This is a genomic window from Aurantimonas sp. 22II-16-19i (genome assembly GCF_002088275.1).
Lineage (GTDB): Bacteria > Pseudomonadota > Alphaproteobacteria > Rhizobiales > Rhizobiaceae > Jiella.
The window spans coordinates 163065-177465 of record NZ_AQQS01000007.1; the positions used below are offsets into that span (position 1 = coordinate 163065).

Annotated in this window: 13 protein-coding genes; 12 read left to right on the forward strand and 1 reads right to left on the reverse strand. The window is 68.1% G+C overall.

All coding sequences use genetic code 11. The features are described from left to right. The first annotated feature begins 3 nt into the window (after positions 1-3). Both ATO4_RS08560 and ATO4_RS08565 read left to right on the forward strand, forming a co-directional pair. On the forward strand, positions 4-2160 hold the full coding sequence (locus tag ATO4_RS08560) for a xanthine dehydrogenase family protein molybdopterin-binding subunit (RefSeq protein WP_083591023.1): 2157 nt from the start codon (positions 4-6) through the stop codon (positions 2158-2160). A 249-nt stretch (positions 2161-2409) separates the two neighbouring features. Next, entirely contained in the window at positions 2410-3105 is a 696-nt protein-coding gene (locus tag ATO4_RS08565) for an Isoquinoline 1-oxidoreductase subunit (RefSeq protein ID WP_083591024.1), read from the forward strand. 64 nt (positions 3106-3169) lie between these two features. On the opposite strand, the gene ATO4_RS08570 is transcribed toward ATO4_RS08565, so the two are convergent. Next, entirely contained in the window at positions 3170-4237 is a 1068-nt protein-coding gene (locus ATO4_RS08570) for a hypothetical protein (protein ID WP_083591025.1), read from the reverse strand. A gap of 714 nt (positions 4238-4951) precedes the next feature. Between ATO4_RS08570 and ATO4_RS08575 the strand changes: the two genes are divergently transcribed. The 10 genes from ATO4_RS08575 to ATO4_RS08615 all read left to right on the forward strand — a co-directional run bounded on the left by ATO4_RS08575 (position 4952) and on the right by ATO4_RS08615 (position 14155). Continuing rightward, on the forward strand, positions 4952-5161 hold the full coding sequence (locus ATO4_RS08575) for a cold-shock protein (RefSeq protein ID WP_083591026.1): 210 nt from the start codon (positions 4952-4954) through the stop codon (positions 5159-5161). A gap of 209 nt (positions 5162-5370) precedes the next feature. After that, entirely contained in the window at positions 5371-5745 is a 375-nt protein-coding gene (locus tag ATO4_RS26985; protein ID WP_139802324.1) for a hypothetical protein, read from the forward strand. Between the two features lie 523 nt (positions 5746-6268). Continuing rightward, on the forward strand, positions 6269-6619 hold the full coding sequence (locus ATO4_RS08585) for a DUF2849 domain-containing protein (protein ID WP_083591052.1): 351 nt from the start codon (positions 6269-6271) through the stop codon (positions 6617-6619). A 66-nt stretch (positions 6620-6685) separates the two neighbouring features. Next, positions 6686-8374 (forward strand): nitrite/sulfite reductase, encoded by a 1689-nt coding sequence (locus ATO4_RS08590; RefSeq protein ID WP_083591028.1) that lies wholly within the window; start codon positions 6686-6688, stop codon positions 8372-8374. Next, positions 8374-8883, forward strand: a complete 510-nt coding sequence (locus ATO4_RS08595) for a DUF934 domain-containing protein (protein ID WP_083591029.1) — start codon at positions 8374-8376, stop codon at positions 8881-8883. Before ATO4_RS08590 ends, ATO4_RS08595 begins: the two co-directional genes overlap by 1 nt. Continuing rightward, positions 8880-9632: a phosphoadenylyl-sulfate reductase gene (locus tag ATO4_RS08600; RefSeq protein ID WP_083591030.1), complete on the forward strand. Its 753-nt coding sequence runs from the start codon at positions 8880-8882 to the stop codon at positions 9630-9632. The genes ATO4_RS08595 and ATO4_RS08600 overlap by 4 nt, the downstream gene beginning before the upstream one ends. Positions 9633-10089: 457 nt before the next feature. After that, entirely contained in the window at positions 10090-11055 is a 966-nt protein-coding gene (gene cysD / locus ATO4_RS08605) for a sulfate adenylyltransferase subunit CysD (protein ID WP_280940488.1), read from the forward strand. Continuing rightward, positions 11055-12785, forward strand: coding sequence for a sulfate adenylyltransferase subunit CysN (cysN, locus tag ATO4_RS08610; protein ID WP_083591032.1), 1731 nt, complete (start codon positions 11055-11057; stop codon positions 12783-12785). Before cysD ends, cysN begins: the two co-directional genes overlap by 1 nt. Next, positions 12782-12955, forward strand: a complete 174-nt coding sequence (locus ATO4_RS27675; RefSeq protein ID WP_176222910.1) for a hypothetical protein — start codon at positions 12782-12784, stop codon at positions 12953-12955. The genes cysN and ATO4_RS27675 overlap by 4 nt, the downstream gene beginning before the upstream one ends. Before the next feature lie 81 nt (positions 12956-13036). Next, positions 13037-14155 (forward strand): FAD-dependent oxidoreductase, encoded by a 1119-nt coding sequence (locus ATO4_RS08615; protein WP_083591033.1) that lies wholly within the window; start codon positions 13037-13039, stop codon positions 14153-14155. The last annotated feature ends 246 nt before the right edge of the window (positions 14156-14401 follow it).

Sequence of the window (14401 nt, forward strand, 5' to 3'; positions counted from 1 at the left end):
GCCATGGGCATCCAGACCATTCGGCCGACACGCCGCGCCTTTCTCGCCGGGACCGGGCTCGTCATCGGCCTCACCCTCGTCGGTCGCCAGGCCGGCGCCGCGCTGATCCGGGGTGCGCCCCAGGACGCCCAGGGACCGCATGCCGATCTCAACGCCTTCGTGCGCGTCGCGCCCGACGGAACGGTGACGGTGCTCTCCAAGCATCTCGAAATGGGCCAGGGTCCCTATACCGGGCTGACGACCATCGTCGCCGAGGAGCTCGACGCCGACTGGTCGCAGATGCGCGCCGCGGCAGCGCCTGCCGACGACGACGTCTACAAGAACCTCGCCTTCGGGCTGCAGGGGACCGGTGGCTCGACCTCCATCGCCAATTCCTACGAGCAGCTCCGAAAGGCCGGCGCCACGGCGCGGGCGATGCTGGTCGCCGCGGCGGCGCAGGAGTGGGGCGTTACGGCGAGCGAGATCACCGTCGCCGCCGGCCGCATCCGGCACGAAGGATCCGGCAAGGAGGCTGGCTTCGGCGAATTCGCCGACAAGGCCGCCGCCATGGATCCGCCCGGCGACGTCAAGCTGAAGGACCCCAAGGACTTCGTGCTGATCGGCAAGGACCGGCACAAGCTCGACACGGACGAGAAGACCAACGGCAAGGCGGTCTTCACCCTCGACGTCCTCGCCGACGACATGCTGATCGCCATGGTCGCCCACTCGGCCCATTTCGGCGCGACGGTGAAGGGCTTCGACGACGGCGAGGCGCGCCGGATCAAGGGCGTCGTCGACGTCAGGCAGGTGCCCCAGGGCGTCGCCGTCTACGCCGAGGATACCTACACCGCACTGAAGGCCCGCGCGGCCCTGAAGATCGAGTGGGACCTCTCCAAGGCCGAGACCCGGTCCAGCCAGCGGATCTACGAAGACTATCGCGCGGAGATGAAGGCCGGCGCCCTCGAGGCGGGCAACAAGGGCGACGTCGAAGGCGCCTTCTCCGCCGAGGGCATCACCTCGATGGATGCGGAGATCGTCTTTCCGTTCCTCGCCCACGCGCCGATGGAACCGCTCGACGCGGTGCTGATGATGGCCGAGGACGGCTCGATCGACTGCTACAACGGCTCGCAGTTTCCCGGCCAGGACAAGGCGGCGATCGCCGAAATCTGCGGCGTCGATCCCGCCAAGGTGCGCGTCAACGTGCAGCTCGCCGGCGGCTCCTTCGGCCGCCGGGCCCAGTTCGGCTCGCCCTACATGCGCGAGGCGGCAGCCGTCTTCAAAGCCTCGGGCATGAAGCGGCCGGTCAAGCACATGTGGACCCGCGAGGACGACATCCGCGGCGGCTTCTACCGGCCGATCTACCTGCATTCGATCCGGGGAGCGATCGACCGGGACGGCAACGTCTCCGGCTGGGATCATACGATCGTCGGCCAGTCGATCATGAACAAGGACGAGCTCGACGGCACCACCGTCGAGGGCACTGCCGACATGGCCTACGCCATCCCGAATCTGCGGGTGGTGGCGCATCAGCCGAGGCTCGGAGTTCCGGTGCTGTGGTGGCGCTCGGTCGGCCACACCCACACCGCCTTCGCCGTCGAGACCTTCCTCGACCGGCTGCTCGATCGGGCGGGCAAGGATCCCGTCGAAGGTCGGCTGGCGCTCCTGAAGGACGCGCCGCGCCATGCGGGTGTCCTGAAGAGGGTCGCCGAGATCGCCGACTGGGGCTCGCCCGTCCCGGAGGGGCGTCGGCGCGGCGTCGCCGTCCACAAGAGCTTCGACACCTATGTCGCCGAGATCGCCGAGGTCTCGATCGGCGAAGGGGGCGTGCCGAAGGTCCACAAGGTCTGGTGCGCCGTCGATTGCGGCGTCGCCATCAATCCCAACGTCATCCGCGCCCAGATGGAAGGCGGCATCGGCTACGGCCTCGGGGCGATCCTGTTCGATTCGATCGATCTCGGCGAGGGCGGCGGGGTGGTGCAGTCGAACTTCGACGACTACCGCTCGCTGCGCATCAACGAGATGCCCGAGGTCGAGGTGGCGATCATCGATTCGACCGAGCCGCCCACCGGCGTCGGTGAACCGGGCGTGCCGCCGATCGGCCCGGCCGTTGCCAATGCCTGGCGCCAGCTGACCGGGCAGCCCGTCCAGCGGCTGCCCCTGGCCAGCGGCCCCATCGCCTGACGGCGAGCAGCCCGCGCCTCGCGGGCCGGCGCCATGGCGAAACACCCGTATCGGGAGGCGTGTGAAGTGGCTCCCGGATCGATGGCAGGATTTCCCGGGGGCGCTGGGGCCTCGTGCGAGACGTCTCGCCGCACACGACCGGTCGAGACGTTCGCGTCCCCTTCCGCCGCGATCCTCTCGACGTCGCCGACACGATCCTGCCGCCTGCCGCGGCGAGTATGCGAAGACAACGAACAGATCAGGACCACGATGCGCAACAAGATACGGGCCGGACTTCTTGCCGCGCTCATTTTCGCTCCGGCCTTCGCGCTTTCCCCGGCGAGCCATGCCCAGGATCGCGCCCCCGAGGCACCGGCGCCCTCGACCCCGGCGCTGCCGCCGGTCGACAGGGCCGACGAGAAGAGCCTGAAGAGCGTCGCCGACTTCGACGACATCGCCGATCAGAAGGAACGCTCGATCGCGATCTTCCAGGAGACCGGCAAGGTTCTCCTGCATCCGCGCTGCGTCAACTGCCATCCGGCCGGCGACCGGCCGCTGCAGGGCATGGACATGCATCTGCATCAGCCGCCGGTCCGGCGCGGCGACGCCAATTTCGGCGAGCCGGGCATGATGTGCAACACCTGCCACGGCCCGGCCAACGTACCGGTGGTCGCCCAGAGCGAGAACATCCAGTCGATCCCGGGCAATCCGAACTGGCATCTGGCGCCGATCGAGATGGCGTGGCAGGGCCGCTCGCTGGGCGACATCTGCCGGCAGATCAAGGACGAGGACCGCAACGGCGGCAAGACGCTCGCCGAACTCGTCGATCACATGGCCGACGACGATCTCGTCGGCTGGGGCTGGCATCCGGGCAAAGGCCGCGAGCCGGTTCCAGGCACCCAGAAGCAGTTCGGCGAACTCTACAAGGCATGGGCCGCGACCGGCGCGCACTGCCCGGACAGCTGATGGCGTCGGCCCCGGTCTTCGACCGGCGCCAAGCGCATAAGCTCACCCGTCGGCTCTTCCGGGCTCACCCCTCGATGAGCCGGCGGGCCTGCTCGATCCAGCGCTCTTCGCCGAGGCGCCCCGGAAAGCCGAGTTCCTGCTCGAGCCAGACCACCTGATGGGGTTCCAGCCCGGCGATCTGATCGAAGTGATAGATCCCCCGGTCGAAGAGCAGCCGTTCGATCGCGGTTCCGACCCCTTCGATGCGAGTCAGGTCGTCGGGATTGCCGTGGCGGGGCGCGGGCAGTCCCTGGGGCGCGCTGGCCGCGACGGGCGGCCCCTTGTCGGCCGGGCTAGCACCCGCCGCTCCCCCGTCCTCGGCGATGGTCTGCAGCGGCGCCTGGGCGCCGGTGGTGCGGAAGGCGGCGGGCTGCGTCTCTCCGGATTGCGAGGCGCCCGCTGCCGGGCGGTCGTCCACGAGGCTCTCCTTGTCGAGGATGCCGTCGGGCTCGATCCCCGGCATGCGCGAAGGCGCCGCGGCCTTCTTGCCGAGGCGGCGATAGTCGAGCGTGCGGAAGTCCTTGTCGAACTTCTCGGCCTTGTGCTTTTCCGCCAGAGGGTCGGGCGGCAGCCGCCTCTCCTCCTTGGCCGGCGTCGGGCCATCGGGATGGGAGAAGGCCATCTTCGCCCGCCGTTCGGCATGGACGGTCCGCGGCTTCTCCGGCTTTGCCGGCGGCGCGCCCGGCGCCAGCGTCGGCATCATGTCCGGCACCCGCTCGCTGCTACGCCCGCGCACGACCTCGGCCGACACCATGCTCCCGCCGAAGGCGGCGAACTGGGCATGCTGGACCGGCTCCGGCGCTGCCCGGCGGGCGCCCGACGGGGTCGGATGCCAGGACGATTGATCGCGCCGCAGCCTCTGACGCTCGCGTTCGCGGGCCGCCTCGTCTTCCGTGAGATGGGAATAGTCGAGCGTCCGGAAGTCGCGGTCGAAGGCCGCCGCCTTGTGCTTGTCGGCCAGCGGATCCGCGATCGTCTTGCCGGGCAGCGCCTCCCTGCGCCCCTTCAGCCGCTCGCTGCATTCGAGGGAGGCCGCGACCGGGTGGTCCGTCTCGAGACCGTCGGCAGTCGCCTTGGGATCGTTTGCGCTCATGGTCGTTGGCCCGTCGTTTGTCGGTGTCGGGGTTGCTGCAGGAGCGGCCCGGTCGACGGGACCACTTCCGGCGGAATCTCGGCGGACATGGCGCATGGCGGCAGCCGCAGCGTCGCTCCCCTCGCCAGCGGCACGCCCGCCGGCGCGGCGCGTCGACGGGCTGGAGCCCGGGGCCCGGGCGGCGTCACCACCTGCGGAGCGCCTGCGGCCGGGCGCGAATGCGAGCGCCGCTCCAGCCGCCAGTAGAAGCAGTCGTGCTGCCTTGGCCCACACCCGTGACCTCCCGAGGATTGAAACGTGTCCGGTGGAAGCTAGTCGGGCGCTCGTCCGCCGACAACCACCCGCCCGCCGAAAAGCTCACTGAAATTCAGGCCCGTCGGGAAGGTCTCGGGGAACGAGCGGGCCGCGGCCCGAAATCATCCCGGCGCAGACCGGATGGGCCCCGCCAGGACTTGCCGCGAAGATCCGCCGGGGACAGCTCGCAGAAAAATAAAAGATGGCCTCGCCTTGCGCTGGCCACAAACCGGATGCATATTCAGCCTATCGATCTTGCTTGTAAAATTTCGGTTCCGCGCCAGCCGCTTCGGCATCAGGTGTTTCGCAACACCCGTATCGGACAGAGGCGCACCGGCTGATCTTCTCTTCAATATCGAAAGCGAAGGACTGGGCACTCGGCCCGATCCTCATCAATATGTCGATACGAAGGAGATCGTCATGCCAGTTGGTACCGTCAAGTTTTTCAACACCCAGAAGGGTTTCGGCTTCATCGCTCCGGAAGGCGGCGCAACGGACGTTTTCGTCCACGCCACGGCCGTAGAGCGGGCTGGCCTCGGCACCATCGTCGAGGGCCAGAAGCTGCAGTTCGAGGTGGTCACCGACCGCCGCACCGGCCGTTCGTCGGCCGACAATCTGCAGGCCGTCTGAGCCATTTGCTCCGAACCGCTGACCACGGATGTACTGGCAGCGCGGATGAGCAGAAGAGGAAGGTCGGGTTCGCCCGGCCTTTTTTGTTTTTGGAGGTCCGGCCACGGCCGCCTCGCCGGAAGATCCGGCACGCGGGCCATTGGCCCTCCGCGTCCGACCGGTGCGCAGACAGCGGTCGCGTGACCGGCAGTGCGGCTGTCCGGGAGACCGTGACGCCCTATGTCGCCTTGCAAAGAAGCAGTCCTTCGCCGCAGATTTCGGATGAGACGGATCCGGCGATTCCAGGGGCCCGACGCGTCCCGGCCCTTCATACGGACGCAGGTGGCTTTGGCCGCCCGACCACGAGTGAGACAAAGATGAACGAAAAAGTTCTGGCACGCGCCGAACGCGTCTTCGGTGCGCCCGCCGATCGCCATGAAAAAGGCTCGGCGATGACGCTGATCCGGCAGGATGCCGACGCGACCCGCGAGAAGTCCGCCAAGCTGAAGGCCATGCGCCTGGCTCGCGAGGCAGAGGAGCCGGACGCGCCGGCCGCTCCGACCCGGGCCGCGCCGAAGAAGAAGGTCAAGCGCGGACGCACCTGACAAACAAGGCTTCCGGGTGCTTGCGACAAGGCGTTCGGTTGGATCCGGCCGGACGTGCCCCAGAGATTCGAAACCCTCGGCGAAGGCGAGAGCCGTCCACGGCACGTGCCAGGCATGACCTGCCTGCACTCGGCGAGGCCCGGTCGACGCCGTGCTGCCCGCAGCCGCGCGCAACGCGCCATCTGAGGCAACGAACCCGGTCGCAACTGTGCCCCTTCCCGATGCGGCGACGGTGGCAGGGCTGACGAAGCCGCCGACACGACAGTGCGCGTTCCGCGCGGTTTTGCTGGTGCTGCCCCGGAGGCGGCGCTCGACCAGGGGCGCCATCGCCCTCCTTGCACGAATCTTCTCCCCAGACGCCCCGCGTCGGAAATCTGTTTCCCTCCCTTTCCCCATAAGGCAATCGCCTGCGGTGATCCTTGCGCCGATCCGGCCTATCTAGAATGGGACCAGACTGGCCGATGCGTCCAATCCGAAGACGGATGCGTTGGCCGGCCGGCATCGCGGCGACGGAGAGGCAAGCATGGCGAAGGATCACCGGGCAGGATCGAAGGTGCGCGGCGAGAAGCTGCCGGCGATCCTGATGGCGAGCCACCTTCTGGAGGGCGACACCGTCTTCAAGGCCGATGCGGGCTGGACCCGCGATCCGTCGGCGGCCAAGATCGCCCATGACGCCGAGACGGCCGCCGCGATGGAAGCCGAGGGCAAGGCGGCCGCAGCCGCCAATCTGGTGATCGATCCCTATCTCGTTCCCGTCGACCTGACCGACAGCGGCCTGCCGGTCGCCAAGCACTTCCGCGACGTGATGCGCCAGAAGGGCCCGTCGATCCATCCCGACATGGGCAAGCAGGCCGAGTTTCCGCCGCTTCGCTGACATCCGACAACGCGCCACCTTGAGGCGCCGGCCCGCGCGGCGAGACAGACGACAAAGGACGCTTGAATGTACCGCTACGACGAATTCGACGAGCGCTTCGTGCGCGAACGCGTCGCCCAGTTCCGCGGCCAGGTGGAGCGGCGGCTCGACGGGTCGCTGTCGGAGGACGAGTTCAAGCCGCTGCGGCTGAAGAACGGCCTCTATCTCCAGCTCCACGCCTACATGCTGCGCATCGCCGTGCCCTATGGCACGCTGAATTCGCGGCAGCTGCGCATGCTCGCCCATATCGCCGAGACCTACGACAAGGGCTACGGCCACTTCACCACGCGCCAGAACCTGCAGTTCAACTGGCCGAAGCTGAAGGACGTGCCGACCATCCTCGAGCTCCTTGCCGATGTCGAGATGCATTGCATCCAGACGAGCGGCAACTGCATCCGCAACGTCACCTCCGACCAGTTCGCCGGCGTCGCCAAGGACGAGGTCGAGGACCCGCGCCCGACGGCCGAGCTGATCCGCCAGTGGTCGAGCCTCCACCCGGAATTCGTCTGGCTGCCGAGGAAGTTCAAGATCGCCGTCACCGGCGCCGAGCACGACCGCGCGGCGATCAAGGTCCACGACATCGGCCTGAAGCTGAAGCGCAACGCCGCCGGCGACGTCGGCTACGAGGTCATCGTCGGCGGCGGTCTCGGCCGCACCCCGATGATCGGCAAGGTCGTGCGCGACTTCCTGCCGAAGGACGAGCTCCTCGCCTATCTCGAGGCGGTGATGCGGGTCTACAATTCGGAAGGCCGGCGCGACAACAAGTTCAAGGCACGGGTGAAGATCCTCGTCCACGAGACCGGCGAGGAGGAATTCCGCGCGCGGGTCGAAGAGGAATACGCCAGGCTCGACGGCCCGACGATCAACGCGCCCGAGGAAGAGGTCGAGCGGATCGCCGCCTATTTCGCGCCGCCGACCTATGAGAGCCTGCCCGAGACGTCGCAGGTGCTGGAACAGGCGCGGGCGATCGACCCCGAGCTCGACCGCTTCGTCGAGCAGAATTCCTTCGAGCACAAGCAGCCGGGCTACATCGCCTTGACCATCGCGCTGAAGGAGATCGGCGCGGTGCCCGGCGACATGAGCGCCGAGCAGATGCGGGCCTTTGCCGATATCGCCGAGCGCTATTCCTTCGACGAGTTCCGCGTCACCCATTCGCAGAACCTCGTTCTGCCGCATGTGAAGAAGGATGATCTCCCGGCCGTCCATGCGGCCTTGAAGGCGGCGGGTCTCGCCTCGGCCAATGCCGGGCTGATCACCGACATCATCGCCTGCCCGGGCCTCGACTACTGCGCGCTGGCGACGGCAAAGTCGATCCCGATCGCCCAGGCGATCGCCAAGACCTTCGCCGACCAGGAGCGCCAGAAGGCGATCGGCGAGCTGCCGATCAAGATCTCCGGCTGCATCAATGCCTGCGGCCATCATCATGTCGGCGCGATCGGCATTCTCGGCCTCGAAAAGGGCGGCCGCGAAAACTACCAGATCACCGTCGGCGGCGACGCGACGGAGCATGCGGCCCTCGGCGAGCGGCTCGGCCCCGGCATCGACGCCGAGGACGTGCCGGCGGCGATCGAGGCGATCGTCGAGACCTATCTGGCCGAGAAGCAGGGCGGCGAGAGCTTCATCGAGACGGTGCGGCGCACCGGGCCGGAGCCCTTCAAGACCGGCTTCACGGCCTTTATCGAAAGCCGGGCGGTCGAGAGCGAGGCGGCGGAATAATGACGCTGATCAGAGAAGACGGAGCGGTCGCGGATCGCTTCACCCGCGCCGACACGATCGATGCGGCGCTGGCCGTGGACGGGCCCGTGCTGATCCCGCTGGCGATCGCGGGAGACTTCGAGAAAGCCCGGCCGGGCGCGGAATTCGGCGTCTCCCTCCCCGGGTCGACGCCGATCGAGGACGTGAAGCCGCAACTCGGCAACGCCTCGCTCGTCGCCATCGAGTTCCCGGCCTTTGCCGACGGCCGCGGCTTCTCTTTGGCGAAGAAGATCGTCCGCGAGGGTTTTTCGGGGACGCTGCGCGCCTCGGGCCCGCTGATCGCCGACGAGTTCGCCGATGCGCTCGCCTGCGGCTTCACCGAGGTGGAACTGCCGGAGACCATGGCGAACCGCCAGCCGGTGCAGCAGTGGCTGGCCGCCAAGGACACCATGACCGAGCATTATCAGACCGGATACGGGCGCGGCCCGAGCATCCTTCAAAAACGCCTCGCCGCACGCAAAGGGGCATGACCATGATCCAGGAACCCAATCTCCTCGCCGAGACGCTGAATGCGGAATTTGCTGCCCTCTCGCCGCTCGAGCGCCTGCAGAGCCTGCGGGACAAGGTGAAGGGCCGCATCGTCTTCACCACCAGCCTCGGCCTCGAAGACCAGATGCTCACTCATTTGATCTTCAAGAACAACATCAAGATCGAGGTCGTCACCCTCGACACCGGCCGGCTGTTTCCCGAGACCTATCATCTCTGGCAGGCGACCGAGGAGAAGTACGGCAAGCGCATCCATGCCAAATATCCGAAATCGGAAGCGCTGGAGAACCTCATCGAGGAACAGGGCATCGACGGCTTCTACTATGCCAAGGAGTTCCGGCTGAACTGCTGCGGCATCCGCAAGATCGAGCCGCTCGGGCGGGCGCTGGAAGGTGCGAGCGCCTGGGTGACGGGACTTCGCGGCGACCAGTCGCAGAACCGCCTCGGCATGGCCTTCGCCAGCTACGAGACGCAGAAGAAGCTGATCAAGGTCAATCCGCTGCTCGATCTGTCGCGCGAGAAGATCGCCCATTTCAACGACGACCACGGCGTGCCGATCAACGCGCTGCATGCCAAGGGCTTCCTCTCCATCGGCTGCGCCCCCTGCACCCGCGCCATCCAGCCCGGCGAGCCGGAGCGCGCCGGCCGCTGGTGGTGGGAAGACGACACCAAGCGCGAATGCGGCCTGCATGTGCCGGATCGCACGACGGTGGCGGAAGGCGCGGGGATCTGAGGGCGAGGCCGCCCTCGTCCTTCGAGGCTCGCTCCGCTCGCACCTCACCCTTCGAGGCCGCCTGCGGCGGCACCTCAGGATGAGGGGGCGACAGTGCTGGCTAGCGGCTCGTTCGAAAGTCCGAGGCCGGAAGTTCCGGAAGGGCAGAAAGCGGGCCGAACGACGAGCGGAACCTGCACAGTGCTGATCTGAGTTCTTCGAGCGGAAGCAGTCTCGGCGCGGCATCCCAGTAGCCCCTCATCCTGAGGTGCGAGCGCAGCGAGCCTCGAAGGGCGAGGGGCGCTCGGCACCAACCGGTCCAACGTAATGCCACTCAAGGCAGCCAAGTCCTGCCCGCGAAAGCTCCCTCGCCCTTCGAGGCTCCCCCGGCCTTGCCGGGCTCGCACCTCAGGATGAGGGAGCTTTCACTCCGCCGACGCATTTCACGACCCGGAACGAGCCGCCCTCGAAACCCTGACTGACAGACGACACTCCCCTCTGCGGCCCCCCTGCCGCCGCCCGAAACGAGAAGGCTTCGACCATGAAGCACATGACCCATCTGCGAAGGCTCGAAGCCGAGTCGATCTTCATCATCCGCGAGGCGGCGGCGAGCGCCGAGAACCCGGTGATGCTCTATTCCATCGGCAAGGATTCGGCGGTGATGCTGCATCTCGCCATGAAGGCCTTCAAGCCGGGCAAGCCGCCGTTTCCGCTCCTGCATGTCGACACCACCTGGAAGTTCCGGGAGATGATCGCGTTTCGCGACCAGCGGGCGAAGGATCTCGGGGTCGACCTGATCGTCCATACCAACCAGGAGGGCGTAAGGGCCGGGATCAACCCGTTCGCGTCAGGATCGCGCGTCCACACCGACGTGATGAAGACCGAGGCGCTGAAGCAGGCGCTCGACAAGTACAAGTTCGACATGGCCTTCGGCGGCGCAAGGCGCGACGAGGAGAAGAGCCGCGCCAAGGAGCGGGTCTTCTCGCTGCGCACCCCGGAACATCGCTGGGATGCCAAGAACCAGCGGCCGGAGCCTTGGCGGCTGTTCAACACCCGCAAGAAGAAGGGCGAGAGCTTTCGCGTCTTCCCGCTGTCCAACTGGACCGAGCAGGACGTCTGGGACTACATCGCCATCGAGGCCATCCCCGTCGTGCCGCTGTATTTCGCCGCGCCGCGCCCGATCGTGAAGCGCGACGGCGCGCTGATCATGAAGGACGACGAGCGCATGGAGCTGAAGCCCGGCGAGAGTGTCGAGACGATGATGGTGCGCTTCCGCACCCTCGGCTGCTACCCGCTGACGGGAGCGGTGGAATCCACCGCGGCGAACCTCGACGACGTCATCGCTGAAATGCGCGGCTCGCGCGTTTCGGAGCGCCAGGGCCGGGTCATCGACCAGGACTCCGGCGCCTCGATGGAAGAGAAGAAGCAGGAAGGCTATTTCTGATGACCAGCCCGACACAGGCCCGCCGCCTTCCCGACGAGGCCGACCTCGCCCAACGCTCGGCCCCCGCCGCCCTCGAAGACGAGACCTTCGCCGGGCCGGCGCCGGATGGCGTCGCAGATGACGCCGCGGTGGTCGATCCCCAGGCCGGCATGCAGCCCCTCGTCTCCCCCGCCGCCTCGCTCCTGCGCTTCATCACCTGCGGCTCCGTCGACGACGGCAAGTCGACGCTGATCGGCCGTCTGCTCTTCGAGACCAATTCGGTCTTCGACGACCAGATGGACGCGCTGAAGCGCGATTCGAAGAAATTCGGCACCACCGGCGAGGATCTCGACTTCGCGCTCCTCGTCGACGGGCTGTCGGCCGAGCGCGAGCAGGGCATCACCATCGACGTCGCCTATCGCTACTTCTCGACCGCGGGCCGCGCCTTCATCATCGCCGACACGCCGGGCCACGAGCAGTACACCCGCAACATGGCCACCGGCGCCTCCCAGGCCGAACTGGCGGTGATCCTCGTCGACGCGCGGAAAGGCATTTTGCCCCAGACCCGGCGGCACTCCTTCATCACCTCGCTGGTCGGCATCAAGTCCGTGATCGTGGCCATCAACAAGATGGACCTCGTCGACTATAGCCAAGAGCGCTTCGAGGAGATCCGGCGCGGCTACGAGGCGATCCTTCCGGCGCTGGGCTTCACCGACGTGACCTTCATCCCGGTCTCGGCGAAGGCCGGCGACAACATCGTCACGCGCTCGCCGAAGACGCCCTGGTACCGGGGCGAGACGCTGCTCGAGCGCCTCGAGACCGTCGAGCCGGAGACCTTCGACGCCGGCGCCGAGCCGTTCCGCCTGCCGGTCCAGTGGGTCAACCGCCCCAATCTCGACTTCCGCGGCTTTTCCGGCTCGATCGTCGGCGGCAAGGTGACGAAGGGCGACGCCGTCGTCGCGCTTCCGTCGGGCGGCAGAAGCCGGGTCAAGGGCGTCCATGGTCCGGACGGCGAAGTGGACAGCGCCGAGGCCGGCGAGGCGGTGACGATCACCCTCACCGACGAGATCGACGTCTCGCGCGGCGACGTGCTGGTGTCCGAGGCGGTCGCGGCCGGCGTGTCGCGGAGCTTTTCGGGCGATCTCCTCTGGATGGCCAACCGGCCGCTGATCCAGGGCGGCCGGCTGATCCTGAAGATCGCCAGCGCCCAGACGCCGGCGACGCTGACCACCCTCGATGCCGCGATCGACATCCATTCCTACGAGGCGAAGCCCGCCGACGCGCTCTCGATGAACGAGATCGGCCGGGTGACGCTGACGGCGGAGCGGCCGGTGGTCGCGCTGCCCTATGGCGAGAACCGCGATCTCGGCGCCTTCATCCTGATCGATCCGGTCAGCAACGAGACGGTGGCGCTCGGCGTCGTGCGCAGCGTCGGCGAAGCGGAGAGCCCGCGCAAGGTCGCTCCCGCCGAGACGCGGACGGGCCTCGCCCGCCTGGCCGACCTCTGGCTCGGCGAGGCCGCGCGCGGCGATGAGAAGCACCGCGCGGCGAAGATCCGCGCGCGGATCGCCGGCTCGGTGCTGGTGGGCTTCCTGGCGCTGATCTTCCAGATGCCGCTCGCTTGGGTGCCGGTGCTGGCGATCCTCGACTTCGTGCTGCGGCCGTTCCTCGCCGTCGCCTTCGGCGCCGACCGGCTGCCGGAATCGGCGAGCGTCGACCCGACGGTCGTCGACGACGGGGGCGGCATATGACCGCCTGCTGCGTCGACGAGGCCCTTGGCCAGGTCGGCGATGGCGACGGCTTCCGCCCGATCGGCGGCGAGCGGCGACGCTACCGCCGGCGGGCACCCGTCGTCGAGCTCATCCAGCTCGCCGGGGCCGTCCTCCTCTGCGGCGCCGTGATCTGCGGCGTCTTCGGCTGAAGCGGCGCGGACCAACGGCCGCAGGTGGCGCGGTATCGACGCCCTTGCCGCCGATACCGGTATCGGCGACAAGCTGACGCCATGCCCGACATCGTCCTCATCGGCGGCGGCCACGCCCATCTCTTCGTCCTCGAAGCCTTCGCAAACGCGCCGCTCACCGGCGCCCGGCTGACGCTGATCACCCGGGAGGCCTTCGCGCCCTATTCGGGCATGCTGCCCGGGCGCGTCTCCGGGCAGTACGCGATCGATTCCGGCGAGGTCGACCTGAAGCGCATGGCTGAGCGGGCTGGCGCGCGCTTCATCCACGCCTCGGCGACGGCGATCGACCGGGCTGCGCGCCATGTCGTCATCGAGGGTGACGCGCCGGTTCCCTACGATCTCCTCTCCCTCGACATCGGCATCGTGCCGGATGTGGCGTCGATCCCGGGCGCCGCGGAGAACGCCCTGATCGTCAAGCCGATCTCCACCTTTCGCCGCAAGCTCGACGGGCTCCTCGCCGACCTCGGTGACGGACGTGTCCGCGACCTCGTCGTCGTCGGCGGGGGACCGGCCGGGTTCGAACTCGCCCATGCCCTGCGTCGACGCGCCGACAGGATGCCCGTCAGCCCGGGTGGCATCCGCGTCACCCTGGCTGCCGGCCGCAGACTTCTCGGGGGCGTGCCGGAGCGCGGTCGACGCCTGGCGCGCCGGTCCCTCGCCGAGGCCGGGGTCGATCTCGTCGAAGGTACCCGGGCGGTGCGGATCGATCCCGATGCGGTGATTCTCGACGACGGAAGGTCGCTCGGCGCGCAGGCAGCGATCGTGACGACCCGGGCCGCCGCACCGGAGATGCTGGGCCGGTCCGGTCTCGCCGTCGACGGGAGCGGCTTCCTGAAGGTGCGCCCGACGCTGCAGGCCGAGGACGACGACAGGCTGTTCGCCGCCGGGGACTGCGTCACCCTCCTCGGCCAGGAGCGACCGAAGGCCGGCGTCTTTGCCGTGCGCCAGGGGCCGGTCCTGGCGGAGAACCTCCGCCGCGCCGCGCAGGGCCGCGCGCTCAGGCCTTATCGGGCGCAGAGGCACTATCTGATGCTGCTCGCCGATTCGCGCGGCAAGGCCATCGCCCTGCGCAACGGTCTGGCGATCCGCTCGCGCCTCGCCTTCTGGCTGAAGGATCGCATCGACCGCGGCTTCGTCGACCGATTCGACGACGGCAGTTGATCCGCCTCGCCTCCGGTTGACCGTCGGCCACCAGACGGCTGTGCGAAACCCCTCGCATCCGAATTGGGACGCCGCCGGATGTCCAGCCTTGATGTCGACACCGGGACGGCACCTGCGCGCCGTGCCCCGTCGGCATCGAACGCGCAGATTGGCTCCGCCTGCCTTTACTGATCCAGCCGGATCGCGGCGATGGTCGCGGCGCTGACGGTGCTGGCGGCGGGGGAGACGATGCCGTTGAAGGCGTCG

Coding starts and splice junctions, on each gene's coding strand:
- ATO4_RS08560 (WP_083591023.1), top strand. CDS start 4: ATGGGCATCCAGACCATTCGGCCGACACGCCGCGCCTTTCTCGCCGGG.
- ATO4_RS08565 (WP_083591024.1), top strand. CDS start 2,410: ATGCGCAACAAGATACGGGCCGGACTTCTTGCCGCGCTCATTTTCGCT.
- ATO4_RS08570 (WP_083591025.1), bottom strand. CDS start 4,237: ATGAGCGCAAACGATCCCAAGGCGACTGCCGACGGTCTCGAGACGGAC.
- ATO4_RS08575 (WP_083591026.1), top strand. CDS start 4,952: ATGCCAGTTGGTACCGTCAAGTTTTTCAACACCCAGAAGGGTTTCGGC.
- ATO4_RS08585 (WP_083591052.1), top strand. CDS start 6,269: ATGGCGAAGGATCACCGGGCAGGATCGAAGGTGCGCGGCGAGAAGCTG.
- ATO4_RS08590 (WP_083591028.1), top strand. CDS start 6,686: ATGTACCGCTACGACGAATTCGACGAGCGCTTCGTGCGCGAACGCGTC.
- ATO4_RS08595 (WP_083591029.1), top strand. CDS start 8,374: ATGACGCTGATCAGAGAAGACGGAGCGGTCGCGGATCGCTTCACCCGC.
- ATO4_RS08600 (WP_083591030.1), top strand. CDS start 8,880: ATGACCATGATCCAGGAACCCAATCTCCTCGCCGAGACGCTGAATGCG.
- cysN (WP_083591032.1), top strand. CDS start 11,055: ATGACCAGCCCGACACAGGCCCGCCGCCTTCCCGACGAGGCCGACCTC.
- ATO4_RS27675 (WP_176222910.1), top strand. CDS start 12,782: ATGACCGCCTGCTGCGTCGACGAGGCCCTTGGCCAGGTCGGCGATGGC.
- ATO4_RS08615 (WP_083591033.1), top strand. CDS start 13,037: ATGCCCGACATCGTCCTCATCGGCGGCGGCCACGCCCATCTCTTCGTC.